Below are 25882 nucleotides of genomic sequence, written 5' to 3'. Positions count from 1 at the left end.
GTTGCCATTGCCGTTGCCCTGCGTGCCACCCTGGGTGTTGCCCATGCCGCCCCCCTGGGTGCCGCCCTGGGTGTTCCCGCGGCCGTTGCCCTGCGTGCCACCCTGGGTGTTGCCATTGCCGTTGCCCTGCGTGCCACCCTGGGTGTTGCCATTGCCGTTGCCCTGCGTGCCACCCTGGGTGTTGCCGTTGCCTCCCTGGGTGCCGCCCTGGGTGTTGCCGCGGCCGTTGCCCTGCGTGCCACCCTGGGTGTTGTGCTGGTGGTTATTGCTCTGCATGCTGACCGAATGCTGAGCGTGCATGGGCGCGGCCTCGGCGCTGGCCACACCGACGGTTCCTGCGGCCAGTGCGGCGATGCAGGAAATCCCTGCGATGCGGGCCATGTGACGTCGAGCGTTAAACATGAGGAAACCTCGTATGTTCTAGGTGGACGAACCTTCGTAGATTCATTTCAACTCGTCTGGCCTCTGCTGCACGTCCCCTGATTGGAGGAGCAACAGGTTGATGTGTCTGTCGGCCGAGGAGAGAGGCTTGGCTGATGCTGCAGGCAGTAGGTCTTGATGGGCCCCGTTGCCGTCTTCGTTGCCCCGTAATGGAGCGGTCATCGACAGACCGCTGATGGGGAGTTGGGCACCGGTTCTACTCAGCGGATCGGTATGGGTTGGATGCGGATGAGGTCCTACCGGGACGGCTCTGCGGGCCGCGGCCGGTGGAGACATTCGCGCAGGTCGCTTCGGAGCGCGTGGCCACGACGCCAGGTAACCCTGCAACGAACTGGAAGACGAGATGTCCGATCCGGCGTCGTTGCGGCTTTCAACGGCGCCCGGGCGTGATCGTGGACGTCGGCGCTGTCGAGGAGGGAAGGCCTTCACGTCCGGAACATGTGGGCATGCCGCAACCTGAGCCTGTCCGCCGGCGTCGGGGCACCATCGGGATGATCTCCGTGTGACGGGTGCGATCCCGGTGCCCCAGCCGACTTGAGGCAGCTCCGTTGAGTGGGTTGAACCCGGCTTGCTTCTGCAGACGGATGACAGCGGCAGTTGCGCCGCGAAGGCGTGGATGACTGCAGCGGGACAGCCATGGAGCCTGCCTCTGACGGATCGGACACTGGCTGCCGGTGGCAGCTTGCACCGTCGGTCGTGCTGATGGGTGACGATGAGCATCGGCACCCACTCCTCCAGCACATGTGGAAACCGACGAGGCCCCCGGGGCTGTGGTGCGGAGACGCCGGACATCTCGCTCAACACCCCGGGGGCCTCGCCGTCACGACAGTGGCCTCACTCGATCAGTGACCGACTTCAGAAGACTCGTTGTGAACGCCATGGGTGACGCAGAAGGAGATGGGAGCGGCGCGGTGATGATGCGCCCTGCTGTCGCATTCTGGACACCTTGTGTGCCGCCTTGGGTGTTGCCGGTGCCGCTCTGTGTGCCGCCTTGGGTGTTCTTGGTCCCGCCTTGTGTGCCGCCTTGGGTGTTGCCGGTGCCGCCCTGCGTGCCGCCCTGGGTGTTCTTGGTCCCGCCTTGTGTGCCGCCTTGGGTGTTCTTGGTCCCGCCTTGGGTACCGCCCTGGGTGTTCTTGGTCCCGCCTTGTGTGCCGCCCTGGGTGTTGCCAGTGCCGCCCTGCGTAGCGCCCTGGGTGTTCCCAGCGCCGCCCTGCGTGTTGCCGGTGCCGCCCTGCGTGCCGCCCTGGGTGTTCCCGATCTGAGTGTTGTTGCTGTTGCCTTTCACCTCATTAAAAACATTTCCGTAGGACCCGCCGTTGTTGAAAACAATGGTGACTCCTGCGGGGTTTTCAGGATCGTGGCGGAGTTCCGCGGAAGCCTGGCCCGCTGTTGCGCCTGCCAGTGCCACGGCAGCGACAAAAGGCAGGGTTACGTAGATGCCAAACCTTTTCACGGCACCCCTTTCTTGCTGTAGGCAGAGATAGGAATCTTTGTGGACTAAACTGTCGCAACACATCACTCCATAACTACAGCGACACGGCAATGTCACCCATACAGAGTGTTAAGCAGACTGCACCGTGATTGTGGGATTTATTTGTGTGCGGGACCCCTCATGGACCACCGGGTCCAGGCCGGTGCTCCTGCGGTGGACCCGGCCGGACCCGTCGGGCTCGGCGACGTATTCGAGCCTGTCGCGCACAGCCGCCGCCGCGTGGCCAGGAGGTCCGAGCGGCGCGTCGAGCATGTTCTGCTCGGCCGGTCGACCTTTCTCCAGCCGTTCCAACTACTGGTGGGCGAGGCCTGCTTGGCGGCTCGGTCGACCTGCTCGCGAACGCCGTCTGCCCCGCTCCAGAACGGTGAGGCCGTCGCGATCACGGCTGTGTCGTAGCGCGCCCTGGTCCTCCGGCACCAGGACTTCCAGGTGTCTTCTGTGCCGCTCAACGCAGCGACAGCGCCTGCTGCGGTTTGTTGTCGCGATCAACGGCGTGCCGGCAAGTGAAAAGGGAGTGAGAGCTCGAATAGCTCTTCCCGCGGCCGGAGCCTCGGTTGGCTTTCTGGATTACATGCAGCGCGTCAACGCGTTCATGGGACATTCCTCCATGACCGCCCCGCACATGCTGCATTACCGCTGCGCTCCCGCCGCCAGGCCGCCGACCAGAAAATGCAGAAGTATTATTCGACTGGCGCCCACGAAAGGTTCGGCAGAGAGGTTCCTCGCCCCCGGCAGCGGACCAGGGCTTCGGCGTAGTCGCGTGACGTCCGTTTTATGATCAGGTGAGTCCGAGGAGAGCGAGCGGTCGGCTGGCGTTGTGCCGGAGGCCGGCGGCGATGCTGCTCTTCCCGGCGAGGCGAAGGGCGCCGATGGCGAGGTTGCGCCAGGTCGCCAGGTCGCCATGGCGCGGGGTGCGGAGCCGGTTCGCAGCTGGGAAGCGTCCTCGGCGAACGTCACGTCTCGGACGTGGTGCAGGGCTTCGATCTTCCAGTGGCTGCGGATCAGCCGGGCGAGCTCGGAGGGTGTGGACTGTTCCGCAGTGAGGCCGGTGACCGCGTAGACGGTCTTGATGCTGGCCTTGCCAGTCTTGCGGTCCACTCGGCGGCGCTTGAGCTGGACGGCCTGGCGGGTGCCGGGAAAGAGCAGGCTGTTCACCGTGCACATCTTGATGCGGCGGATCTCGCTGCGGCCATGGTCGGTGTCGCGGGTGCGGCCCTGCAGTGGGATCGGCTTCCAGGGAAGGGACTTGAGCTGCTTGTGGAGCTTCTTCTGGTTTCCTTTCACGATCACGATGCAGTGCGCGCCTCGGCCCAGCGGGTAGCTGGCGTGCTCGCGCTGGGTGTGCATGGCGTCGCTGGTCACGACCACGCCCGCCAGGTCGGCGAGGGTCTCCACAGGCTGGAAGCGGGCGATCTCGTTGGTCTTCTCGCCTACGTCGAGCTGAGCCAGGACCAGACCGGAGAGGTGGTCGCAGGCGGCGAGCAGATGAGTCTTGCGGCCCGTGGCCCTGGCCGCTTCGCGCAGGGTCTTGGCGTCGACCGCCACTGCGTGCAGCTGACCGTCGGCCCCAGCGCGCCGGTCGGTCAGCCAGCGGCCCGCCGCCCGGTCCAACGCGTCGCCGTCGATGCGGCCCAGCAGCAGCCGCACCGTCGCCTCCGCCGGCAGGCACCGCTTCGGGGACAGCGGATCGGGCCGTACGCCAAGGCGCTTCAGGACGGACGGCGGGGCGTCGGTGATCCACTCACCCACCGTCGGCAGGGAGGCCGCTCCGGCCGGAACCGCGCACCCGGTCCGCGCGAGCACGACGACCAGAGCGTGCCGTACGCCGCGCGGATCGCGAGGGCCGGGCACCTCGGCCAGTCGTTCCAGCAGGCCCGGGATCTCCTCGGGCACGGCCCCCGGGGTGCTCGCGGAGTTGGTCAAAGGCAGGCGGGATCGGCGATGGTGCGTCGGCAGGTACGGTCTTCCACTCGGATCACGGGGCGTCGAGGTTCCATGATCTTGGAAGCCCGTACTGTCACGTTCCCAGACCCAGGGTCTTTGCGTGATCGCGTTCTGTCCGGTTTCGTCAGGTGAGGCCGAGTGATGACAGGGGCCGTTGGTAGTCGCGTGCGGTTTGGCGGAGGGCGGCGGCGATGTTGGTGTGGCCGTCCTGCCGGTGCACGCTGATCGCGAGGTTGCGCAGGCTGGCCATGGTGCGGGGCAGGTGCCCGGTGCGGATCTTTGAGTCGTCCTCGCGGTAGGTCCGGTCCCGGACATGGTGCAGGAGATTCTCGATGTGCCAGTGGCCCCGGATCCAGGAGGCGAGTTGGGCTCCGGTGGCCTCACCCGGAGCGAGGCTGGTGATCAGGTAAACACGTTGGATGGTGAGTTTGCCGGTGCCCAGTTCGCGCCGCCAGCGGACGATTTGCAGGGCCTGGCGGGCTTCGGGGTAGTCAAGATGGGCGAAGGCGGCGGTCTTCAGTCGGCGGATCTCCATGCGGTGGTGAGCGCGGGTGCGGTCATAGTGGTCGAGGGCGATGTCGCTCCAGGGCAGGTGACGGACGCGGTCAAACAGGCCGGGATGGTTCTTCTTCACGATCGCCAGGTAGTGAGCGTCACGCTCGCGCAGGTAGGTGCCGTGGTTGTGCTGGGTGTGCAGGGCGTCAGCCGTGACCACGGCGCCGGCCAGGTCCATGGTGTCCAGCAGCGGAGCGAAGGCGGGGATCTCGTTGCTCTTGTCGGCAACCTGCCGCTGAGCGAGCACGCTGCCGGTGTGCTCCATCGCCGCCAGCAGCGCCACGGCCGCCTGGCCCGAGTGGCGCGAGCCGCGCAGTGTCTTGCCGTCCACTGCAATCGCGCGCCGGCCGGCATCGTGGCCCGGTCTTGCGGCACGGTCGGTCAGGAAGGCACCGATCACCTCATCGAGGGCGTCCCCGTCGAGCCGGGCGAGCAGGCGACGCAGGGTAGCCGGATGCGGTGCGGGCACATGGCCGGTGAGTGGGTCGGGCGGGAAACCCAGGGTGCGCAGCACCCAGCTGGGAGCGTCCGCGATCCACTCGCCGATCGCAACCATGGATCGGGCGCCAGCCAGCACGCTCGCGGCGGCCCCCAGCAGCGCACCAAGCGGGTAGCGGCGGCCACGCCGGCCGCGGGGATCGGGCAGCAGGTCCAGGAAATTCAGCAGGCGGGCGGCGTCGGGAACCGGCGCTGGAGCATCAACGTGGGCCAGGTGCTCCAGCGCCGCGGGCATGGGGGATGATTCAGGGGCAGGCACGGACTCGCTCGATGGCCAACGGACTCGACACCCACATGATCACCGAGGCCGTGTCTGCGCTGCTTCCCGGGCCCGACAGGGGAGATGACGTCGCGTCATGCGTGAACCGGAACCAACCGCCATCACGCAAAAGACCCTGGTTCCTGAGTGCCCTTCCGTCCGGTCCCGAAGGGGCGAACTCAGGAATAGGCGCGGTTACGTCGCTTCGGAATCCAGCGGTATCTACGGTGCGGAAGGGCCCGACGCCCTGGCGTCCGGTTGGACGAGTCCGGTCTCGTAGGCGAGGACGACCGCCTGGACCCGGTCGCGCAGCTCGAGCTTGCTCAGGAGCCGCGCCACATGCGTCTTCACCGTCGCCTCGCTGAGCGTCAACGAGGCGGCGATCTCGGCGTTGCTCAGGCCACGCGCGACCAGCCCGAGCACTTCGAGCTCCCGCGGCGTGAGAGCGGACAGGTCCCGCCCTCCCGCCGGGGTGCCTCTGGCAGCGGTCGGGACCGTACCGGGACGCGCCGCGTAGCGATGGACCAGGCGGCGGGTGATCGACGGCGACAGCAGCGCGTCGCCGGCGCGGACGAGCTGGACCGAGGCGACCAGCTGCTCGGGGGAGACGTCCTTGAGCAGGAACCCGCTGGCCCCGGCGGCCAGGGCCTCGTAGACGTACTCGTCCAGGTCGAACGTGGTCAAGATGATGATCCGCACTCCGTCGGGCCCGCCCGGGCCGTCCGCCAGGATGCGGTGAGTGGCCTCGATCCCGTCCACTTCGGGCATGCGGATGTCCATCAGCGCCACGTCCGGCCGGTGTTCGGCGACGGCCGCGACCGCCTCCGCTCCGTTAGCCGCCTCCGCCACGACGTCGATTCCCGCCTCCCGCAGGATCAGCCGGAACCCGCCGCGGACCAGCGCCTGATCATCGGCGATGACGACCTTCATGCCGGCAGAACCGCCCGCACCCGCCATCCGCCTTCGGCGTGCGGCCCCGCATTGAAGTCTCCGCCGTACAGCGCCAGCCGCTCCCGCAGCCCGAGCAGCCCCCGGCCCCAGTTGCCGCCCGTGCCCGGGCCGCTGTCACTGACCGTGATCACGAGTTCGTCTCCCCAGTGGATCGTCACGGCGGTGGCCGCGTTCGCGGTATGTCGCAGAACGTTCGTCAAGGCTTCCTGAACCACCCGGTAGGCGGCGAGGTCCGCGCCCGGTCGCAGCGACCGCGGGGTGCCGCTGACATCCAGCGTGACCGGAAGCCCCGCGGCGGAGACCCGCTCGATCAGGGCAGGCAGGTCATGCAGGCCCGGTTGCGGGTGCAGAGCGACGCTCTCGCCGTCCCGCTGCGCCGGGCTGAGCAGCCCGAGCAGGTTCCGCAGCTCGGCCATGGCGACCCGGCCGCTGGCCTCCGCGGCCAGCAGCGCCTCCTCGGCCTCGCCCGGGGAGGTCTTCAGCATCTTGCGTGCCGCGCCAGTCTGGATCACCATCACGCTGACGTTGTGCGTCACCACGTCGTGCAGCTCGGCCGAAATCCGGGCCCGCTCGGCCTCGATCGCCTGCAGTGTGGCGGTCTCCTGCTCGTCCGCGGCGCGCCGTAGCCGCGCGGCGGAGTCTTTGAGCCGCCGCCGCAGTTCGCGAATACCGAGCCCGGCGATCACCGTGGGCGCGATGGTCAGCACCGCGGTGAGTCGGCCGGGGAACCTGGGCAAGGGAGAGTACGCGGTGGCGGCCAGCGTGACGACTACCGCACCGGCGATGGCCAGGTTCCGGTACTTGCTGTAGGCGATGGCGCTGTAGGCGGCGAACACCGCCGCACCGAGGGTCACCGGCGGGACCGTCGCCTGCTGTACGACCATGATGGCGGCGATGATCACCAGCCAGGCGGCGATGGGGAACACCCGCCGAAGCGCGAGCGGCAGCGCGGTCAGCGCCACGAGGACCAGAACCGGCCCATGGCTGGTGGCCTGCGCTGCTTCGAACACAGCGGCGACGGCCGCACCCACCGCGATCGCTCCGTCCAGCGCGATCCCCCAGCCGGACGCGGCGGTGCGAGGCTCGGCCTGCCGAAAGAACCCGAGCAGCGCCTTCATTATTGCCGCCATAGGAATCATTGTCGCCGCCTCCCCACTGCTGGGCGTCATCCAGCAGGGGTAACTCGCTTACATCCAAAGGATGACAGCGGTCCATGGCCGGCCGATTACGGTAGGCGATTTCGCCATAGCGAGCGACGCGAGATGCGGACCCGGCGACCTACCTTGCCGGGGATGGAGACACTTGTTCACCTGCAGAACGTATCGAAGCAGTACAACGGGGCCGCAACGCCTGCGGTGACCGGAGTAAACCTGGCGATTGCGCAGGGCGAGGCAGTCGCGATCATGGGCCCGTCCGGGAGCGGCAAGTCGACGCTGCTCAACCTGATTGCGGCGATGGACCGGCCGACCACCGGAACGGTGCAGGTCGGCCGGGACCGCGTGGACAAGATGAACGAGACCGCCGCCGCCAAGTACCGGCGGCGCCAGGTCGGCATGATCTTCCAGTTCTTCAACCTGCTCGACGACATGACCGTCATGGACAACATCCTGCTGCCCGCCCAGCTCGCCGGGGGCCGGTCGGACGCCGCGCGGCAGCGGGCCGACGAGCTGCTGGACAGGCTCCGGCTGAGCCACCGCCGCGACGCCTACCCGGCGCGGCTGTCCGGCGGTGAGCGGCAGCGGGTGGCGATCGCCCGAGCCCTGATCAACCGGCCCGCGCTGCTGCTCGCCGACGAGCCGACCGGTGCTGTGGACACCAGGGCCGGCGAGGAGATCGGCGCACTGCTGCTGGACCTGAACTCGACCGGGCAGACACTGATCCTCGTCACCCACAACCCGGAGCTGGCCGCCATGTACGCGAGCCGGGTGATCTCCGTCGCCGACGGCCGGATCAGGTCGGACTCGGCCAACCCGGCCGGTTCCGCGGGCACACCGGGCATGGGGGCCCAGCGATGACCGCGGTCCTCCGCGCGGCCCTCAGCGGTCTGCGCGGACGCCGCCTGCAGGCGCTGATCATCGGCGTGGTCATGCTGTCGGCCACCGCGACCTCGATGGTCGCGCTGGGTCTGCTCGCCAACTCCCACGGCGCGTTCGACCGCGCGTTCGCCAAACAGAACGGCGCCCATGTCACCATCACCGTGAACACCTCGGTCGCCGACGCACACCAACTTGCCGCGACGTCCCGGCTTTCGGGCGTGACGGCTGCGTCCGGCCCGTTCGGCGAGGTCGAGGTGAACGCGCGGGTCGCGGTTCCCGGAGTACCCGGCTCGTCGACGAGGCCGCTCCGGATCGTCGGCCGGTCCACACCGGACGGTCCGATGGACCACATCACGCTGGTCGACGGCCACTGGCCGAACGGCGGCGGGCAGATCGTGGTCGACCGAGGCAACGGGGTGTTCACCGGGTCGACTCTCACCATCGGCTCGCAGAGGCTGACCGTGGTCGGTACCGCAAACTCGATCACCCACACCGCCGCCGGCTGGGTGACGCCGTCCCAGATCGCCTCGCTCCGGAGTGAGGGGGGAACCGGGGAGGCTCAGATGCTCTACCGGTTCACGCGCGCCGAGTCGCAGTCCGCGGTCGCCGCCGACATCGCCTCGGTACGATCGGCGCTGCCGAGCGGAGCGGTGCTCGGCAGCGCGTCCTATCTGGACGTTCGGCAGGCGGAACAGGGTGGGATCCAGCCGTGGGTGCCGTTTATCATCGCGTTCGGCGTGATCGCGCTGGTGATCTCGGTGCTGATCGTGGTGAATGTGGTGGCCGGTGCGGTGATCGCCGGAACCACCCGGATCGGTGTACTCAAGGCGATCGGTTTCAGCCCGGTGCAGGTCGTCGCCTCGTACGCGCTGCTGGTGCTGGTTCCCGCGCTGGTCGGCTGCGCCGTCGGGGTCGTGGTCGGCAACCTGCTGGCGATTCCCATGCTCGAGGTGAACGCGCACGTCTTCCAGGTGGGGACGCTGACCGTCCCTCTTTGGGCCGATGTCCTGGTTCCGCTGGCGGCACTCGTGCTGACCGCGGTCGGCGGGGTCCTTCCCGCGCTGCGAGCAGGCCGGATGAGCGCCATCCAGGCGATCGCCACCGGCCGTGCCCCCCGGCCGGTCCACAGCTTTTTCGCGCACCGGGCCGCGGCGCGGCTGCGGTCACTCCCCCGGTCGATCACGCTCGGCCTGGCCGCCCCGGCCGCCCGGCCTGCCCGGACGGTGACGACCTGGGTGGTCATCGTGTTCGGCGCCGCGGCTGTGACGTTCGGCATCGGGCTGGGGTCGACGCTCAACCGGGTCGGCGACGACTCGCCCTACTCGCGCATGCCCGTGCAGGTGTCGGGCGGCTCAGGCAACCAGGCCCCCTCCCTGAGCGACGCGCAGCAGCGCACGGTCGAGTCGGTGCTGAAGGCACAGGCCGGAACGCGGCACTACATGACCGAGACCGACGCCCAGTTCAGCCTGCCCGGCGCGGCGCAGAAGGCGTCCGCCGTCGCTTACGGCGACACCCCCTCCCTGAGCGGGATTCCGCTGATCTCCGGCCGCTGGTACTCCGCCTCCCCGGGAGCCGCGGAGGTGGACGTGAACACTCTGTTCCTCACCAACACCGGCACCTCGGTGGGGTCGACGTACACACTGATCTCCGGCAGGCACCGGCTGACGGTCCGCATCGTGGGCGAGGTGTTCAAGACCGGCAGTCAGGCCAGCCTGTATCTGAGCCCGGCCACGCTCTCCCGCCTGGACCCGGGCGCACAGCCGCAGTACTTCGACGTGGCCCTCCAGCCCGGCACCAGCGCGCAGGCGTACACCAACAAAGTGTCCGCGGCGCTCGGCCACTCCTACCGGGCCACCTCGTCCCAGGCTTCGACCACGCAGTTCCTCGCCGTACTCACCCTGATCACGATGCTCACCGTCCTGATCACCGTGGTCGCCGGCCTCGGCGTGCTGAACACCGTGGCCCTGCAGATCCGCGAGCGAGCTCACGACATCGGCGTGTACAAGGCGATCGGCATGACGCCGCGCCAGACCCTCCTCATGGTGGTGTCCTCGGTCGCCAGCGTCGGCCTGGTCGCCGGAATCGTCGGAGTCCCCGCCGGAGTTTTCCTGCACCATGCCGTGGTGCCAGTGATGGCACACGCCGCGAGCTCCGGGTACCCGCAGACCCTGCTGACGGTGTACTCCCCGTGGGAGCTGATCCTGCTGGGACTCGCCGGGTTGCTCATGGCGATCGTCGGCGCGCTCGGCCCGGCCGGCTGGGCGGCGAAGGCCGGAACGGCAAACGCCCTGCGCGCCGAATAGACGGCCGGGGGGCGGGCGCATACCGGCCCCAAGGCGCCCGCCCCCGGCCTTTACCTGTAGACGTGAGCCGAAGAGAAGAAGGAGGGGAGTGGCTCAGGACATGGCCACCAGCACCCGGCGCATCACCCGGCCTCACCTGACGAAACCGGACAGAACGCGATCATGCAAAGACCCTGTTCCCAGACCCCCGCCGAACTGACAGATCATCACGAATCAGGTGCCAAGCGGCTACGGCGAAGCCCTGGCTGTCCGCCCGGCGGCGAACTCCCGCCCTTCCGCGCTGGAAGGACGGGGGTTCGCCGCTGGAGAGGTCACGTTCGCAGGTGGCGATCGTCGACCAGGACGGTGCGGCGCAGGTCACCGGAATCCACCCAACGGGGTCAGGACGGTGCTGCGGGTGATCGGCGATCCACGCCCATGTGGTCCACGTGCCGTGTCAGGCCGGTGGGGACAGGCGTTTTCACGTCCGCCCGGGGGCACGTCATCCGCCCGCGGCGTCCTCGGCCTCCCAGCGCAGCAGGTCGCCCGGCTGGCACTTGAGCACTTCGCAGAGCGCGGCGAGCGTCGCGAAGCGCACGGCCTTGGCGCGGCCGTTCTTGAGTACCGCCAGGTTGGCGGGCGTGATCCCTACGCGGTCCGCGAGATCGCCCACGGACATCTTCCGCCTGGCCAGCATCACGTCGATGTCGACGATGATCGGCATCAGATCACCTCGTCCAACTCCGCCTGCATCTGCGCCGCTTCGACGTCGCGCGCGACAGCCTGGGTGAGCAGCATTCGCAGCACGAGCACGATGAGCGCGACCCCCAGGATGGCCAGGCCGACCCCGCCCATGATGACGGTGACGCCCGGGTCGTCCCGCTGGCCCGGCGCATTGACGGCCGTGACCGTGAACCACAGGAGGGCGGCCGACACGATCGCGCCGATCACGGCGTCCACGTACCGGAAGGCGGCATGGGAGAACACGGTTCCGCGTCGCACCATCGTCACCAGCCGCCATACGCTGACCAGGGCGACCTGGGCCGACACCATGCCCAGGATCGTGATCACGCGCAGCGAGGTCAGTGGGAGCGACCCGTCCTCCGGGTCACTCCCGCTGACCAACACCCACACCATCCCTGCCTGCACGAACACGGTGCCGGCGAGCACCACCACGAGCACGGCGCGCAGCGCACCCACTGCCAGCTTTCCCATGACCCATCCCTCCATCGAATTGCGATGGGAATCTATCGAAACTCGATAGGTGAAGCAAGGGGTGGGGCGGGGGACGGGCGGCGGTTTCGCACCGCGGGACGTCGCCCCCTCTCATGGCAGGGCGTTCGCGCGAACCGTCTTGATCTTGTCGAAGTCGGCCTCACTTGAGTGCAAATCGGACGCCACCAGATCCCGTCGAAGACCTGCCGACGGTCGCGTGGCGGCCGGCCCGTCTTCGGTATCGGCGGCAACAGCGGTTCCGGGACTGGTGCCCGTCTGGGGTACGGGGCCCGGCGATCCGCGACTGCGCCGTGTGGGCGCGACGCCGGCCGCGACCATCCTGACCGCCGTCGGGAGCAGCTTCGCGTCGAACATGGCAGGGCGCATCCGGTCCCGGCACGACATCGCCGTTGACCGCGAAGGTCGGGGTGCCGAGCACCCCGTCCTGCTCGTACGCCTACTGTGAGGCGGATACGAAAACGTCGTACTTCATGGTCCGCACGGCCGCGTCGAACTCCTTGCCGTGCAGCCCCATCACCTGGGACGCCATGCGCAGCAGGAACGCGCTCCTGCGGATTGACGGCATTTCACCTCCGCCCGTGTCGGCCGCGAGCCCGCGCCCCCTCAGGGTGCGGTGTCATCCCCAGATCTGACACGGCTTCGCGCGGTCCGACCGAAGTCGCCCATCGGAACGGGAACTGCGGCTGACTTCACGGCCCGCTTACGCCGGGACGATGGAATGGTCCCCGGAAAGCAGTACCCGTAGGGACAAGCGAGCGTCGTGAGCGTCGCCGGACCCAGTACGGCGGTGGCCGGCCTCGGTGCCGTGGGACAACCGATAGCGAGAGGAAGTACCGAAGGCGGCCAAGCTGCGGAGCCTGGACCCGATTACGCCGATGTTCGCGCAGTTCAAGGAGAAGACCGGGCCCATCGTCCTGGCCAACACCTTCGTCGTCCCGAAGGAGAGGACTGAAGCGTTCCTGACTCTCTTTCGGAGGCAGGCGGAGGATGGTGATGTGAAGCCGGCCGCGCACCAGAACGGGCGCGCCTCGGCGGGTCAGGGGGTGTGGGGACCCGGGCGGTGGACCGGGCCGTGGATGTCTTCCTCTTGCGGCGGCTCCCCGCCGTCCTCGGCGCTGCCGTCCGGGCGGGTGGTGATGTGCAGGAGAGGGCCGGTGCCGGTGCGGTCTTCGCCGAGGTGGTCGACCTGCAGGGTGGCATGGCTGATGCCGTATGCCTCGCGCAGGTGCAGCTGAAGGGCTCGGCGCACGGCGTGGCAGTCACCGCCCGGGGTGACCAGGACGTGCGCGGAGAGAGCGGCCTGACCGGAGGTTATCTCCCAGATGTGCAGGTCGTGGACCTCGACGACTTGTTCAGTGGCGGCCATGCGGCCGCCGAGGATGTCAGGGTCGAGGCCGGCCGGGGCGGCCTCCAGGAAGATTCGCCCGGACTGGCGGACCAGGCTGATCCCGGCCTTGAGCATCAGCACCACGACGAACAGCGAGGCGATCGCGTCCGCGCGGAAGAATCCGGTCAGCAGCACGACGGCGCCGGCAATGGCGGTGGCGATGAACCCGTACAGGTCGGTCAGGATGTGCTGGTAGGCACCTTCGATGTTCAGCGAGGAGCGGTTGGCCTTGGCGATCGCCCAGCCCGCTGCGATATTGACCACGATTCCGATGAGCGCCGTGATCACGACCAGGCCGCCGGTGACCTCAGGCGGGGCGATCAGCCGGCGCACCGCTTCATACGCAAGCCAGGCTGACAGCACCAGCAGGGTGACACCGTTGGCCTGCGCCGAGAGGATCTCCGCTCGCTTGAGGCCGTAGGTGTAGCCGCCGCGCGCGGGGCGGCTGGCCAGCCGCATCGCCACAAGGGCCAACACGATGGAAGCCGCATCGGTGAGCATGTGCGCGGCGTCTGAGATCAGCGCCAGCGAATGCGCCAGGACACCCACGACGACCTCGCCGCACATGTAGGCCACGATCAGGGTCAGCGCAAAGCTCAGCCATCGTCGGTCCGCGTCCGCGCTCACGCCATGGCTGTGTCCGTTGTGGGTTTCGCCGTCTCTGGCGTGGCCGTGCCGGTGTTCGTGGTCCTTCATGCATGGTCCCCGTGGCTGTTGTGCCGACGGCCTGGCGGCGGCCGGCCCCCAGGCCAGTGGACCACGCCCCTGCCGGAAGTTCCAAAGGCCGCAACGGTGACGGTGGCCGGCCACGATCCGGCTGACCTGCAGGTTTCCTGGCGGGGGAGTGCGCCGACCCGCCCGGATCATCTGCCGTCGGCGGCCCCGGGTATCAGTCAGCCGTAACCCGACAAGGTGTCCATGGCCGGGTGCGGCGCGCCGGTGCCGGACAGTCCTCAGGCCACCATGGTGGGCGCGGATCGCATTCCAGCTCGGCGGGGTGCAGCCCACGGCGGAGCCACGGCGGCCCGGGCCCTGGCGAGCGGTGTCAACGTCTTCCGGGCAGGCGGAGGAAGCACTGGAGGGCGGCGGCGGAGCCGTCGAGGGCCTGGCCGAACAGCTGGGTCGAGCACGCTCCATCGCGGCATCCGAGGTTTCGGTGCCCGCCCGGGGCGCAGTCCATAAGCGAAGCTGCTGCGCCCCAGGTCACGAAGACTGTCGTAGCGGCTCGGGCGCAGCAAATCTGGCATGTACCGCGACAGCACGTACCGCGACAGGCTGTCCCGGCTGAGTCGGGGGCGCCTGACAGGCCTGTTCGTCCGGTGCGACGGAGTATGGCGACATGAGGATGGAGAGTCCGTCGTTCCGCGACGGTGACTGGATCCCCGTCGAGCATTCAGTGGACGGGGGCGAGTCCCAGGTGCCGCTGGAGTGCGATGCGGTGCCCGCCGGGGCCGCGAGCCTGGCGCTGGTGGTGCATGATCCCGATGTGCCGCGGGACCGGCGGCCGGACGGGAATTTCGATCACTGGGCGGTGTGGAACATCCCGGCGGGGCAGCGCAGGATCCCCGAGGGCGACGGGCAGGTGGGGGTGGTGGGGGTCACCACGCGGGGGACCAATACCTGGATCGGTCCGGCACCACCGCCGGGCGACGGCCCGCACCGGTACGTCTTCACCCTCTACGCGCTGGACACCCTCTACGCGCGGGACACCTTCCTGGACCTGCCGTCCTCCGCCGGGCGGCCTGAGGTGGAGGAGGCGATGGAGGGGCATGTCGTGGAGCGGGCGGTGCTGATGGGCCGGTTCCAGCGGGATTGACCGGTCACAGGAGCTGGGCCCGGCTGTTCGATCCGGCCCCGGGCAGCAGGCCTGCGGCCCTCGCCGGACTGACCAATGGGGTGGCCGTCGGCTTTCCCCTGCTGGTGGGTGTGGCGGCCGGTGATCCTGCGGCGGGCGCGCTGGCGTGCCTGGGCGCGTATGTGGCGGCGTTCACCAACAAGGGCGGCCCCCGCAGGCAGCGGACCGCGGGTCTGGCTGTGGCCGGCGCCGTCAACGCGCTCGCTTTCTGGGCCGGGGAACTGGTGACCGATCTGTTCGCGCTTGCCCTGGCCCTGCTCATGGCGCTGGTCTTCCTCTCCGCGATGGGGCAGGCGGTGCACGGGACGGTGGCCCGCCTGGGCACGATGCCCGCAACCGCCCTGCTGGCAGGCGCCGGACAGACCGGTTCGGACGCGGTGGGAACCGTGCGTGCGGTCCTCCTCGTGCTGGCCGGAGGGCTCTGGTACGCCGCTGCCACCGGTCTGCTCACCCCTGCGCCCCGTCTGCGAAGTGTGCTGGCCGCTGTCGCCCAGCCCTTTCGGGAGACCGCCCGACACCTCGATCGGATCGCCGCCGCCTCCCACCAGGCGGGCGGCGACCACGCACGCGCAGTGGCCGCACTGCGGCGAGCGGAACAAGCAGCGCAGGCGCTGCGCAGCCCGGACGGCGACGAGTATCTGGCCCTTCTCGTCGCCCCGCTGCTGCACCAGGCATCCGTGCTGGTCGATCTCACCGCGGCGCTCGCGGAGACCGGCGCCCCGCCCCCGGCCGTTCTTCAGCCGTTCACCGCTGCCGGCCGGGCGCTGGCCGACCGGATCGCCCGGGTGGCCGGCCTGCTCACCCGCCGCCCGGGCCACGAAACCTCCCTGAAGGACATGGCTGACGCGATGGCGACGCTCACCCTCGCCTGCGACAGGCTGCGTTCGCGCGTGGCCACCGGGCAGGAGCCCTACCCCGCGATGGCCAGGGCCGGGCGCCAGCGCCGACTGCTGGCCCGCATCCGCACCGCGACCGGCACCGCACACCATCACGCCCGCACCCTTCGAGGTGCGGCCGGCACGCGCATCCACCCGGCTCCAGCCCCGCGGGCTCCCTTCGACGCGGCGCGCCTGCGCGCGGCCATGACATTCAGCTCCTCCGCATACCGCCACGCCCTACGCGTCACAGCCGTCGCCGCCGCCGTGTTCACCCTGGTGTGGGCGGCTCGCCTTCCGCATGGTGAATGGGCGACCCTGGCCGTCCTGAGAGTCCTGCGCCCCCAGTACGGCGCCACCCTCGAACGCGCTGGCCAGCGCATCACCGGCAATCTGGTCGGCGGCACGTGCGCCGCCCTGATCATCGCCGGAGTCAAGGAGCCCGCCCTCCTCGCGGTCATGCTGTTCGCCATCATCAGCGCCGGCTTCGCCCTGAGGCCCGTCAACTACGCCTTCTGGGTCGTCTTCGGCACCCCGCTGGTGCTGCTGATCGGCGACGTGACCCAGCCAGGCGACTGGGGCTCCGCCCTCGAGCGAATCGCCATGACCGTTCTCGGCAGCGCCGCCGCGCTCCTCGGCGGCTACCTGCTGTGGCCCACCTGGGACCACGACCGCCTCACCGAACAGACCGCCGAAGCGACACGGGCAGTCGCCGCCTACCTGGACGCGTCGCTGAACCGGCTGACCCACCCCCGCAGCCCCTCGACGGACCAGACCCGCCGCAGAGCCGAAAGCATCCTGGCCAAGGCCCAGACCTCACAGCAGCACGCGCGCCGGGAGCCCGGCCACGACCCCAGGGCCGTCTCGGATGCCTCCACCACCCTCGCCGTCCTGGCCACGCTCATGGAACATCTCACCGCCCTGACCGCTCACTTCACACAGCAGGCAGCCCTCATCCCAGGGCTTTCCGACTACGGCACACACGCTCCCGCAGCCCTGACCGCATCAGGGGCCGACGAACGGACCGCCCACGCGACAGCCCTGGCCGACGCCCTCGACGACATGCGTCTGTACCTCGAGGGGCTTCACACCCAGCGTCTGCGTGAACTGGCAACACGCCAGGACGGTGACACCCATGTGCGGAGCGCGATCCGCGACAACGAACCCGTCATCGGACTCCTCACCAAAATCCAATCGTGCATCGAGCGCCTCCTCCATCAGCCCGCCTGACCGACGCCACCACCAAGGACCGAGCCGACAATGCCCTGGGGAAGCGAGAAGGGGCGGGTCGGCTGGTGAACCTCCCAGGCCGCCGGGGCGCCTCCACCCGGCGGCCGCCACGACGACGGCGGGCCTGCTGATCTCCCTCCTTGGCGCTCTCCTCTGGTCCTGCCGGGCATGGTCCTGATCACGGCGGGCTTCTTCGCCGGCCACGCGCTCGCCGCCTCGCCGGTCAGCAGGACCGCCGCCCACGGTCGTGCCCGGGCCTGTGGCCGCTGCCAGTCCGCCTACTGCATCGCCTCCGGCGTCGGCAGCACGGTGGGTGCCGCTGCCCTCCATGTGGCGGCCGGTCCGCAACTGCAGGGGTCGGCCTGCCGGCGATGCTGGGCGTCGTGACGGTCACGCTGTTCGGTTCCAGGGCGGCCCGGGCCGCTGCACGGCGGGAGACGGCCGCCGTCCGCTGAGGACCCGCCGGTGACCCCTTCGAGTCTGCCTGCATTACGGCAACGAGCCACACATGGCCCGCCGGCAGGGGCTCATATACCTTAGTAAGAGTCATCGAAAACTTGCCGGCGATCGTAAAGCAGTAAAAGCGCAGACGAAAGGTCGGGATTGCCGTGGCAACGCCAAGCCCTCCTCGTATCCGAGTGGTAATTTCCGACGACCACCCCCTGTTTCGCGAGGGCATCTCACGCGCGCTGCAACTAAGTGGGTTCATTGATGTCGTGGCCGAGGCGGAGAACGGCCGAGATGCACTGGAGATTATTCGCCGAGAAATCCCGCAAGTCGCCGTGCTTGATTTGCGCATGCCTGAACTTGACGGAATCGCAGTGCTTCACGCCCTGGTACGGGACCGAGTCGACACGCGAGTTCTCATGCTCTCCGCTTTCACTGACAGCTCCTCTGTCTACCGTGCATTGGAAGAAGGAGCTGCAGGGTTCCTGACCAAAGACAGCAAACGCTCGGAAGTCGTCGAAGCGGTGCGAGCGATCTCTCAGGGCAAAACTGTCGTGCCACCCGAAGTGACAGGAGGGCTGGCCGACGAAATCCGCATGAGGCGATCCCAGAATTCGCCAACCCTCAGCGAGCGGGAACAGCAGGTTCTGAACGGCATGGCCCGGGGACTCAGCATTCCGCAGATCGCCAAAGAGCTGATCCTCGGTACGAGCACGGTCAAGACCCACGCTCAGCACCTCTACGAGAAACTACAGGTGTCGGATCGCGCCGCAGCGGTTGCGGAAGCCATGCGTCGAGGCCTGCTGGAATGATCGCTCATTTCACCGGTACAACGGCTTCGGCCGTCGTACCGCCGGATTCATTTCTTCGGAGGGTGAAAACACCCCCCAAGCCCTCGATCCGCGCACGGTGCGAAGCGATCCCGATATGGCCTGACGAGAGACTCCTGGCCAAGCATTCGCGAGATATTCCTACACCGTCATCAGAAATCGAGAGTTTGACACTCGCTGAATCATTCCGCTGCAAGGTCACAATGACATTATTTGCTTGCGCATGCTTCACCGCATTCTCCAGAATTTCGCGAGCAAGCCAGTAGAGTGGCTGATCCGCAGAACCTGCGGACGTAATACTGGACCGAACCTCTCCATGAAATCTCCCGCGCTCGGAAGCCTGTTGAGTCAGATGCTCCAGAGCGGGCACCAGGCCCCCTGAAACGAGGACTTCAGGGTGCAGGGTCCGTACCGACGAGCGGAGCTGCTTGCTTGCTGCGGAAAGAGCCAGATCGGCACGGTGCAGCGCATCGGTCGCCCCGGGGCTGCATGCCGCTTCGTCGATGGAGTGCCTGGCCGCCAGAACGTTCTGCAATGCGCCATCGTGCAGCACTTCCGCAATTTTGCGCTGTTCCCTCTCCTCCGTCGCCATGATCCGGTCCAGCAGCCATAGGCGATGTTCCGCCAACTCTATTATCGCCCGCACCCTGTGCTGTTGGACATCCGACAGAAGTACACAGCCTGCGCACACCACAAGAATGAACAGGGTGTGCATGAGTATGAAGTTCCAGTACGGCTGCTGCAGATGGCCGACGGCAGTACCGACGGCGTAGCTCGCCGCTGCGAGCACTCCAGATGCCGCAGTAAGAACCGGCCGCATCTGGAATGAGGCGAGGACGGGTATGAAGAGAAAGATGTCCGCAGATACCGGCGAGCTCCAGTTCGGGTCGGAAAAATCGCCGGAAATCGCTATCAATGCGGTGAGCAAAGCCAGGTCGACCAGTGGATAAACCCAACTTGGATATGGCTTGCGCGACCTCCAGGACTCCCAGAGCATTCCAAAGGTCCATAGAGCATAGATGGCAGCCAGTGTCACCGAAATCTGCATCTGCTCAGTCGGCGGAAACACTGCCAAGTCTGCCGTGAGTGCAATAACGATGGCGATTCGAAGTATTGCCTGCCATCTGAAAGCCCTTTGCAGGTGGAGGGCAGGCACTTCGGCCATGTCCCCTCGATCTGGTAGGCCACCTTCTCGAGCGGTCGGGAATGAGTCCGGAAGTGTCATGTCATCCTCTTGCCGGGTGTCGCCACGTCTGCCTCTGTATGCAGAGAGCTGTGCCTTCCTTACGGGCTATGTCCTGGAGCCGGCTGTGCGCAACGGCATCGCAACCGGATCGACTCCGGCACGCCTGCACGGACGGCGCGCCCGCGCAGATACACCACGGCCGGCTGGCTCCCACCTTTCTCTAAGAAGCCGATGTCTCCGTTGACTTCGCCGTGTGGTGACTATTTTATGGCACAGACGGTGCATGGAGCGGTTTTCGTCTGACTCCGGAGAGGAATACACCTTGGCCGGTCGATACCCTCCCGACCCTCCCGCCCGTTGGTCGGCCGATGGCAGCTAAGGGACCGCAGGGAATCGACAGGTTGCTTCACACGCTGCGCACGCGCGTTCCTGATGACCTCCGTGATCAACTCGCGGTGAAGTCCGGGGTGTTGTTTCCGCAGCTGGACGAGCGGCAGCGCCGACTGCTTGATGGGGGAGGGAGTGAGACCACTGTCCGCAAAGGCAAGGGACGAACCGGATCCGAGATGTCCGTGCTGTGCGAGACCCGGAACACGCGGTCAAGCACAGCATGGACCGTCCGCGGCCGACGGGATGCCCCGCGGGTACGCCCATGTCCGAAACGGCCGTAAAGGCTCCGGCGGCCTCAGCGACCCCGCCGCAGGTCGCTGGAAGGCGCTCGTCTTCATCGCGCTCGCCCAGCTGATGGTCGTCCTCGACGCGACCATCGTGAACATCGCGCTGCCCTCCGCCCAGCAGGACCTGGGTATATCGGACGGCAACCGTCAGTGGGTCATCACCGCCTACGCCCTCGCCTTCGGCGGTCTGCTGCTCTTCGGCGGCCGTATCGCCGACCTGTGGGGCCGCAAGCGCACCTTCGTCACCGGTCTGATCGGCTTCGCGGGCGCCTCCGCCATCGGCGGCGCCGCGCAGAGCTCGGCGATGCTGCTCGGCGCCCGCGCCCTGCAGGGCGCGTTCGTCAACTCCGGCCCCGGGCAGTACCCAGACGGCCGGTTCCGACGCTGGCGAGAGCGCCGAGGATGGGTGTCAGCCGGCGGGCGGTTCTTCACCCTCAGGCGCTCAACTCGTCACACGGCGGCCGCGAGTGCCGTTGGGAAGGCCATGCGCTTTTCAAGTCGGTCCCTGAACGGCGGTCATGGCCAGGCGCTTCGGACTTCGCAGCGGAAAGAGCGGCGGAGGAACGCCGAACCAATCAGTCCGGGCCCGGGGGATCCTTCAAGGTCGCGGACATGCCCGGCAGGACGGATCAGGCCCGGCCCGCAGGCCGTAGGAGCAGCTGCCGGTGACGGGGACAGCCGGGACCGGCTGGGCTGGGCCACAGCAGCCATCAGGCCAGCCGGCACTTCCCTGCGCTAGATTCCAGGACCGGAAGACAATTCCCTGTTTCGATTGGCGCGTTCAAGTACGGCCACCTCATGCTCGGCCGAGGCCCGAAGGAGGTGTTCTCCGATGAACCTTCCGCCGCGGGCGTAGACCTCGAACCGGTCGGCTATCTGCTGAATCGTATAGCCGGCTCGGATCTGATCGGGAGGATACTGACACGCCATGGTTCGTGATCCTTCTCTGCCTTGTGGGCTTCAGGAGTCGTCGATGGAACTGCTCACCATTTGAAGGCATTCCAGTGCCCGGTTGGATCCGTCAACCGGGGGACCGCATGGTGGGTGCTGTCGTAGCCTCGTCGGGGTGCTTGCCGCCGGGTACGCGCTGCTCAGGCGCCACACCGGAGCGGGCCGGGAACCGGTTGACCGGACCGGGTGCATGTCCTGGCGGATGCCCCCGCTGGACACGCTCTCCCGGCCCGTATCGGGTCGGGCCCGGCGATGGCGGTGTTGAAGGCGTGGTGGCCGCCGTGAGCAGCCATGTGGTGGGACGCGGCAGGGGAGGGGATGAGGATCCAGGCCGGCAGCGGGTCCAGGACGAGCGCCGCGGATGTCCCGCGTTGACACCGATCGGGCGGCAGCCGCTGAGGAGTCTGTGGCGCGCCGTACGCCTTCTCGCATGCCTGCTCTCGGTCTGCGACGCGGGGCAACCGGACGCTGCCGATGCAGGCGGCGCAACCCCCAGGGGCACACCCGTCACGGTGGCAGGCCAGGCCAGGCCAGTGTCACCTGCGGCCTGGCATCTGCCACGGTGCACGGTGACCATTCCCCTGCGCCGGCGACCACACATTTCGTGTCGGCGCCGACGACGGCCCGCACTTTCGCCGAGAACCGGTAGCTGTGTGAGGAGGCGCCGGCCTTGCGGCCGTGGAACGGGCTGACGGGCTGACGGGCTTCAGTGATGTTGCTTGCCGTCCATCTCGTCCCACCACTCGTCGGACTTCGGGTCGCCGGACGGGGCGTCCCACCAGCGGTCGTCGGGGCCGCGCCGGTTCGCGACGATGGCGGCCACCGGCGGGATCACCATGGCGACCACGCACATGCCGACCGCCGCGGGAACCGACCAGATACGCACGACGCCCCAGGCCAGGACGAAGAGCGCGATACATGTCCCCATCATGGCGAAGTAGGTGTGACGACGTCGTGCGTACATGACTCCAGGGTGGGTCGTGCGTACACGACTCCGGGTGGGCCGAACGGCGGATCCACCACCCCTCATCGTGACCCCCGATCCGGCCGGCAGTTTCCGGTGGGCGCCCGCCGATTCGAGCTTCCACTGCTGGCGCAGGACCGCGGGCGAGCGGGGGATCCGCCAGCCGGCCGACGCGAAGCCCGCAGCCCGGATACGCGAGATTCACCAGGACGCGGACGGTGTCTCCGCCGCCTCCCCGGCCACTGCCGAACTGCGGCCGTGCAGGAATCCGGAGGAGTTCCGCAAGGACGCCGTCGCGCTGTGCCGCGCGTCCGGCGGCACGCGCACCTACGCGGCGGTGGCCGCGGATCCCGGGATCGCCGGGGAGACGCTGCGCACATGGGTCCACAAGGACACACCGTTCGGTCCGCGCCCGAGCCGTCGCACACCGGACCTGGTCATGCGCGACTTCACCGTGAAGACGTTGAACACCAGCTGATGCAGCGGCATCACATATGTCGCCGTCGGCTCGACGTGGCCGTATCCGGCCACCGGCATCGACTTACGGCAATGCCCTGGCCGAGTCGTGCTTCCAGGGCCTGACACGGGAACTGCTCCACGAACGACGCCTCACCTCGAAGGCGCAGACACGGCTGGAGCTGTTCCGCCGGCCGGCCTGCTGCAACCGTCGCCGCCGCCACTCCGCCCTCGGCCACCTCACTCCAGCCGAGTTCGGGCAACAGCTGATCTCATCACCCACTCTGTCGCTCGTGGCATGAAACCCGGTGTCCACTCCCGAGGTTGAGCCTCAAGAAGAGGCTCCCCCAACAGGCAGGTCACCCCCAAGTCCGCCTGCGGCCTGCCGTTCGATCCGACCAGTGAAGGCCGGATCCGCAGGATCAGACGCTGGAAGACCGCACTCAACACCTTTCATGTCACCTTCGACGGCCGCTTCTCCGTAGTCCGCCGACGACCACAACAGCCCCGCCACACCGGTCGTAGACCCCGGCAAGAGGCGCGCACATGAGCAGGGTCCACCGGCTGGTCCTCCGCTCGGGGGACACCGTCCGGCCCGGGTCGTGCGGCAGTTTTGACAGGGCAAGCGAGACGCCTGGGGGTGTGCTCGCACGGGTGGCGGGTGGTGCGGGGCCGACAGTCGCCCATGAGCACCGCTTCCTCCCGCACCACGCAACGGATGCGGACAGGGACACACCCTGTTCGCCGAACAGCACGTCGGCTGTGGCACTCGACCCTTCTCAACGCCGCGCCGTGGGAAAGGTGCCGTATGACTGAGCTCAGCCTGCCCGAAGGCAACGTGGCCTGCCTTTTCGGCCTCGACGGGGTGGTCACCAAGACGGCTGTGGTGCACGCGGCCGCCTGGAAGAAGTCCTCTTCCCTCTGCACCTTCCCTCACGCCCGTCAGACCGCCCGCGCACCCCCATTCCGTCCTGCAACACCGGCTGCACGAACCACACGCCGAGGGGTGCGTCGCCTGACGGCAGCGAGATGGCACCGTCATCCCGCATGCCGCGACCAGTGGAGTGGATTCCATTGCGGACGCGCGCACAACATGCCAAAACAGGCAAAACCCCCTATTGCGATCACAGCGGGAACGGGTCTGCCGACCCTGCTCGTACGAGCCGCTGACACCCACACTGCCGAAGTAAGGGATCCCCATGTCCACAGCCATCCGGCGTGCGACCTTCGCCGTCCTCTCCATAGCGACCGCATTGGCTGCTACCGCCTGCTCGTCCTCGTCCGCGTCCTCGCCGTCGGCGTCCGCCTCGGCCTCGCCGCTGGCTGCTGACTCCGCCTCGCCGGCCGCGTCCAAGGGTGCTTTCTCCTCCGCGAAGGTCGCAGTCAAGGCCCAGCCGGTCGGCACAGTCAAACTCGGCCTGCCGGACGGAAAGGTCGCCGCCGCGTTCGACATCACCGGTCTCGCACCCGGCATCAGACATGCTGTCGACATAGTGCCGGGCAGCTGCGCCCAACCGAAGTCCGACTCCGCGCTGGTGTCCTTCCCGACCGTCACCGGCGACGACTTCGGCAACCTCAAGACCACCGTCCAAAGCACACAGTCAGGACTTCGGGAGCTGCCCGACAACGCGGTCCTGGTAGTACGGCTGAGCGACGGCGACTCCCAGCAGCAGAGGGAACCGATCGCGTGCGTGCCGCTGCCCAGCGGTAAGCCTGACAACTCACCGGTGAAGGTGCAGCCTGTCGGCTCCACCAAGCGGGAGGGCGACGCCACCGTCGCCTACGACGCCGCCACCAAGACCTACACCTTGAAGGTGAAGGCCACCGGACTGGCAGCGAACTCCCGGCACGCGGCGCACCTGCACCAGGGCACGTGCACCAAGCAAGGCCCGGTCCTGGTGATGCTCGGAGACCTTACCGCCGATGACCAAGGCGTCATCGACAAGACCGTAAAGGTCCCCGATCAGTCCGCCCGGCTGACCGGCGCAACCTACCTCAACATCCACCTCGGCGACGGCTCTCAGATCCTGTCCAAGGACAAGAAGCCCACCGCGATGTTCCAGCCTCTCCTGTGCGGCCCCGTCACTACCTGACCATTCACCCCGCGCAACACCCGGGGCGCTCCCTACGCCTGGAGACATCAGGCAATGTTTCTGACCGTAGTAGCCACGGAGGGATCAGATGAAGTCCCGGCGAACGGTGTGTCCTTGTGGACCCATGTGCGCAGCGTCTCCCCGGCGATCCCGGGATCCGCGGCCACCGCCGCGTACGTGCGCGTGCCGCCGGACGCGCGGCACAGCGCGACGGCGTCCTTGCGGAACTCCTCCGGATTCCGGATACGGAGACCGGCGTCCCACCCGGACCTCCCTCCCCGGACCATCAAGATCCACTGCCAGGGCGTCCACCCCGAAGGATCAGCCCACAGATCGGCGGTCCGTCGGTTTCCGGTTCACCGGCCGCGCAGGCCCACACTGATCACGCGGCCGGTCCGCCGGGCGGCTTGCGCCAGCCGTTCCAAGCGGTGCGCGGGATCGGTCAGGACGCAGAGGGCCGCCACCGGGGCGCCGTCCGCTCCAAGCAGCGGCACCGCCGTGCAGCACACCCCGCTCATCACTTCCTCCTGGTCGAATGCGGCACCCCGGTCCCGGATCGCGGCGGCCTCCTGGAGCCAGGACGCGGGAAGCGGCCCCAGCAGGGGATGCGGACGGGCCCCGGCTACCAGCACCTTGCCCGCCGCGGTGAACCACGGCCAGGTCGTACCGGTCCGCAGCGGGGCCGGCTGCTCCGCCTCGCCGGGACACCACTCGACCATCATGGTCTCGCCCCTCCACAGCACGGCGATCCCCACCGTCATACCCGTGATCTCCACCAGACGCCGCACCGGTTCCCTCGCGGCGGACCTCAGCCGGGGATGCGGCTGCCACTCGCGCCCGAGGCTGAACATCCGCAGGCCCACCCGGTAACTCCCGCGGCACCGCTCCAGCGCACCCAGGTCCGCCAGCTGTTCCAGCAGCCGGTACGCGGTCGTCTTGGGCAGCCCGCATTCGGACGCCAGCCTGGTCGGCCCGGCCTCCACGGCCCGCTCCACCGCTTCCAGCAACGCGAAAGCACCTTCCAGCACGCTCCGTCCGCCCACGCCCGCCGCCGAAGGCGCACCAGCCGTGGCAGCCGTGCCCGCGGCCGCACCCGCAGACTCGGATGCCGGTGCCGGTGCCGGTGCCGGTGCCGGTGCCGGTGGCGGCGACGGAAGATTCCCCGGCATGACCTCCGCCCGCTGCACCGCCACCCGTATCCCCGGTGCGATCACTCCACGTCCGGTCACGCTCCCGC

The 25882-nt window shown here is 68.3% G+C and carries 20 protein-coding genes and 4 pseudogenes; 10 read left to right on the top strand and 14 right to left on the bottom strand.

Translation table 11 applies throughout. From position 1 onward, the window contains the following. From ACZ69M_RS47650 to ACZ69M_RS47625, 6 genes are all read right to left on the bottom strand, one after another. Positions 1-381 (bottom strand): hypothetical protein (locus ACZ69M_RS47650; protein ID WP_470059954.1); only part of this gene is annotated, 381 nt, incomplete at its 3' end. 880 nt (positions 382-1261) lie between these two features. Then, positions 1262-1894, bottom strand: a complete 633-nt coding sequence (locus ACZ69M_RS47645) for a hypothetical protein (protein WP_470059953.1) — start codon at positions 1892-1894, stop codon at positions 1262-1264. Between the two features lie 669 nt (positions 1895-2563). Next, entirely contained in the window at positions 2564-3826 is a 1263-nt protein-coding gene (locus tag ACZ69M_RS47640; protein WP_470059952.1) for an ISAs1 family transposase, read from the bottom strand. A 175-nt stretch (positions 3827-4001) separates the two neighbouring features. Next, positions 4002-5165, bottom strand: a complete 1164-nt coding sequence (locus ACZ69M_RS47635) for an ISAs1 family transposase (RefSeq protein ID WP_470059951.1) — start codon at positions 5163-5165, stop codon at positions 4002-4004. A gap of 246 nt (positions 5166-5411) precedes the next feature. Next, on the bottom strand, positions 5412-6119 hold the full coding sequence (locus ACZ69M_RS47630; RefSeq protein ID WP_097288604.1) for a response regulator: 708 nt from the start codon (positions 6117-6119) through the stop codon (positions 5412-5414). Continuing rightward, positions 6116-7258 carry a sensor histidine kinase gene (locus tag ACZ69M_RS47625; RefSeq protein ID WP_470059950.1) on the bottom strand — a complete coding sequence of 381 codons (1143 nt, stop codon included), beginning with the start codon at positions 7256-7258 and terminating at the stop codon, positions 6116-6118. The genes ACZ69M_RS47630 and ACZ69M_RS47625 overlap by 4 nt, the downstream gene beginning before the upstream one ends. A 174-nt stretch (positions 7259-7432) precedes the next feature. Between ACZ69M_RS47625 and ACZ69M_RS47620 the strand changes: the two genes are divergently transcribed. Together ACZ69M_RS47620 and ACZ69M_RS47615 are read left to right on the top strand one after the other, a co-directional pair. Next, complete coding sequence (locus ACZ69M_RS47620; protein WP_470059949.1) at positions 7433-8155, top strand: ABC transporter ATP-binding protein; 723 nt, start codon at positions 7433-7435, stop codon at positions 8153-8155. Further along, the gene (locus ACZ69M_RS47615; protein ID WP_470059948.1) at positions 8152-10479 is read left to right on the top strand and encodes an ABC transporter permease; all 2328 of its coding nucleotides are present in this window, start codon (positions 8152-8154) and stop codon (positions 10477-10479) included. Before ACZ69M_RS47620 ends, ACZ69M_RS47615 begins: the two co-directional genes overlap by 4 nt. A gap of 481 nt (positions 10480-10960) precedes the next feature. Here the strand turns inward: ACZ69M_RS47615 and ACZ69M_RS47610 are convergent, their stop codons facing one another. The 4 genes from ACZ69M_RS47610 to ACZ69M_RS47595 all read right to left on the bottom strand — a co-directional run bounded on the left by ACZ69M_RS47610 (position 10961) and on the right by ACZ69M_RS47595 (position 13777). Beyond that, positions 10961-11182, bottom strand: a complete 222-nt coding sequence (locus ACZ69M_RS47610; RefSeq protein WP_403705344.1) for a helix-turn-helix domain-containing protein — start codon at positions 11180-11182, stop codon at positions 10961-10963. Then, a complete protein-coding gene (locus ACZ69M_RS47605) occupies positions 11182-11673 on the bottom strand; it encodes a DUF2975 domain-containing protein (protein WP_470059947.1) in 492 nt (163 codons plus the stop codon). The genes ACZ69M_RS47610 and ACZ69M_RS47605 overlap by 1 nt, the downstream gene beginning before the upstream one ends. A gap of 457 nt (positions 11674-12130) precedes the next feature. Then, positions 12131-12259 carry a hypothetical protein gene (locus ACZ69M_RS47600; RefSeq protein WP_470059946.1) on the bottom strand — a complete coding sequence of 43 codons (129 nt, stop codon included), beginning with the start codon at positions 12257-12259 and terminating at the stop codon, positions 12131-12133. 471 nt (positions 12260-12730) lie between these two features. Further along, positions 12731-13777 (bottom strand): cation diffusion facilitator family transporter, encoded by a 1047-nt coding sequence (locus ACZ69M_RS47595; protein ID WP_470059945.1) that lies wholly within the window; start codon positions 13775-13777, stop codon positions 12731-12733. A gap of 643 nt (positions 13778-14420) precedes the next feature. Here ACZ69M_RS47595 and ACZ69M_RS47590 point away from each other — a divergent pair. The 4 genes and pseudogenes from ACZ69M_RS47590 (at position 14421) to ACZ69M_RS47575 (ending at position 18300) form a co-directional block, all read left to right on the top strand. Next, a complete protein-coding gene (locus tag ACZ69M_RS47590) occupies positions 14421-14897 on the top strand; it encodes a YbhB/YbcL family Raf kinase inhibitor-like protein (protein ID WP_470059944.1) in 477 nt (158 codons plus the stop codon). Then, the gene (locus ACZ69M_RS47585) at positions 14894-17041 is read left to right on the top strand and encodes an FUSC family protein (protein ID WP_470059943.1); all 2148 of its coding nucleotides are present in this window, start codon (positions 14894-14896) and stop codon (positions 17039-17041) included. Before ACZ69M_RS47590 ends, ACZ69M_RS47585 begins: the two co-directional genes overlap by 4 nt. Positions 17042-17094: 53 nt before the next feature. Continuing rightward, a pseudogene (locus ACZ69M_RS47580) lies at positions 17095-17496 on the top strand (MFS transporter); the annotation flags it as partial. Between the two features lie 153 nt (positions 17497-17649). Beyond that, entirely contained in the window at positions 17650-18300 is a 651-nt protein-coding gene (locus tag ACZ69M_RS47575; protein ID WP_470059942.1) for a response regulator, read from the top strand. A gap of 4 nt (positions 18301-18304) precedes the next feature. Here the strand turns inward: ACZ69M_RS47575 and ACZ69M_RS47570 are convergent, their stop codons facing one another. After that, entirely contained in the window at positions 18305-19483 is a 1179-nt protein-coding gene (locus tag ACZ69M_RS47570; RefSeq protein WP_470059941.1) for a sensor histidine kinase, read from the bottom strand. 673 nt (positions 19484-20156) lie between these two features. Here ACZ69M_RS47570 and ACZ69M_RS47565 point away from each other — a divergent pair. Then, positions 20157-20521 (top strand): annotated as a pseudogene (locus tag ACZ69M_RS47565) (MFS transporter); the annotation flags it as partial. Between the two features lie 1317 nt (positions 20522-21838). Here ACZ69M_RS47565 and ACZ69M_RS47560 read toward each other — a convergent pair. Next, entirely contained in the window at positions 21839-22096 is a 258-nt protein-coding gene (locus ACZ69M_RS47560) for a DUF3099 domain-containing protein (protein WP_470059940.1), read from the bottom strand. A 16-nt stretch (positions 22097-22112) separates the two neighbouring features. Between ACZ69M_RS47560 and ACZ69M_RS47555 the strand changes: the two genes are divergently transcribed. The 3 genes and pseudogenes from ACZ69M_RS47555 to ACZ69M_RS47545 all read left to right on the top strand — a co-directional run bounded on the left by ACZ69M_RS47555 (position 22113) and on the right by ACZ69M_RS47545 (position 24645). Continuing rightward, positions 22113-22574, top strand: a complete 462-nt coding sequence (locus ACZ69M_RS47555; protein ID WP_470059939.1) for a transposase — start codon at positions 22113-22115, stop codon at positions 22572-22574. 34 nt (positions 22575-22608) lie between these two features. Then, positions 22609-22854: pseudogene (locus tag ACZ69M_RS47550) on the top strand (integrase core domain-containing protein); the annotation flags it as partial. An 897-nt stretch (positions 22855-23751) separates the two neighbouring features. After that, a complete protein-coding gene (locus tag ACZ69M_RS47545; protein ID WP_470059938.1) occupies positions 23752-24645 on the top strand; it encodes a CHRD domain-containing protein in 894 nt (297 codons plus the stop codon). Between the two features lie 107 nt (positions 24646-24752). Here the strand turns inward: ACZ69M_RS47545 and ACZ69M_RS47540 are convergent. Both ACZ69M_RS47540 and ACZ69M_RS47535 read right to left on the bottom strand, forming a co-directional pair. Continuing rightward, positions 24753-24932 (bottom strand): annotated as a pseudogene (locus ACZ69M_RS47540) (transposase); the annotation flags it as partial. Between the two features lie 69 nt (positions 24933-25001). Beyond that, positions 25002-25673: an IclR family transcriptional regulator gene (locus ACZ69M_RS47535; protein ID WP_470059937.1), complete on the bottom strand. Its 672-nt coding sequence runs from the start codon at positions 25671-25673 to the stop codon at positions 25002-25004. Positions 25674-25882: the final 209 nt, after the last annotated feature.

The organism is Streptomyces sp. NPDC107454 (genome assembly GCF_055582885.1).
Note: the sequence above shows the minus strand (reverse complement) of the source record. Positions and strands in the feature narration are given on the sequence as shown.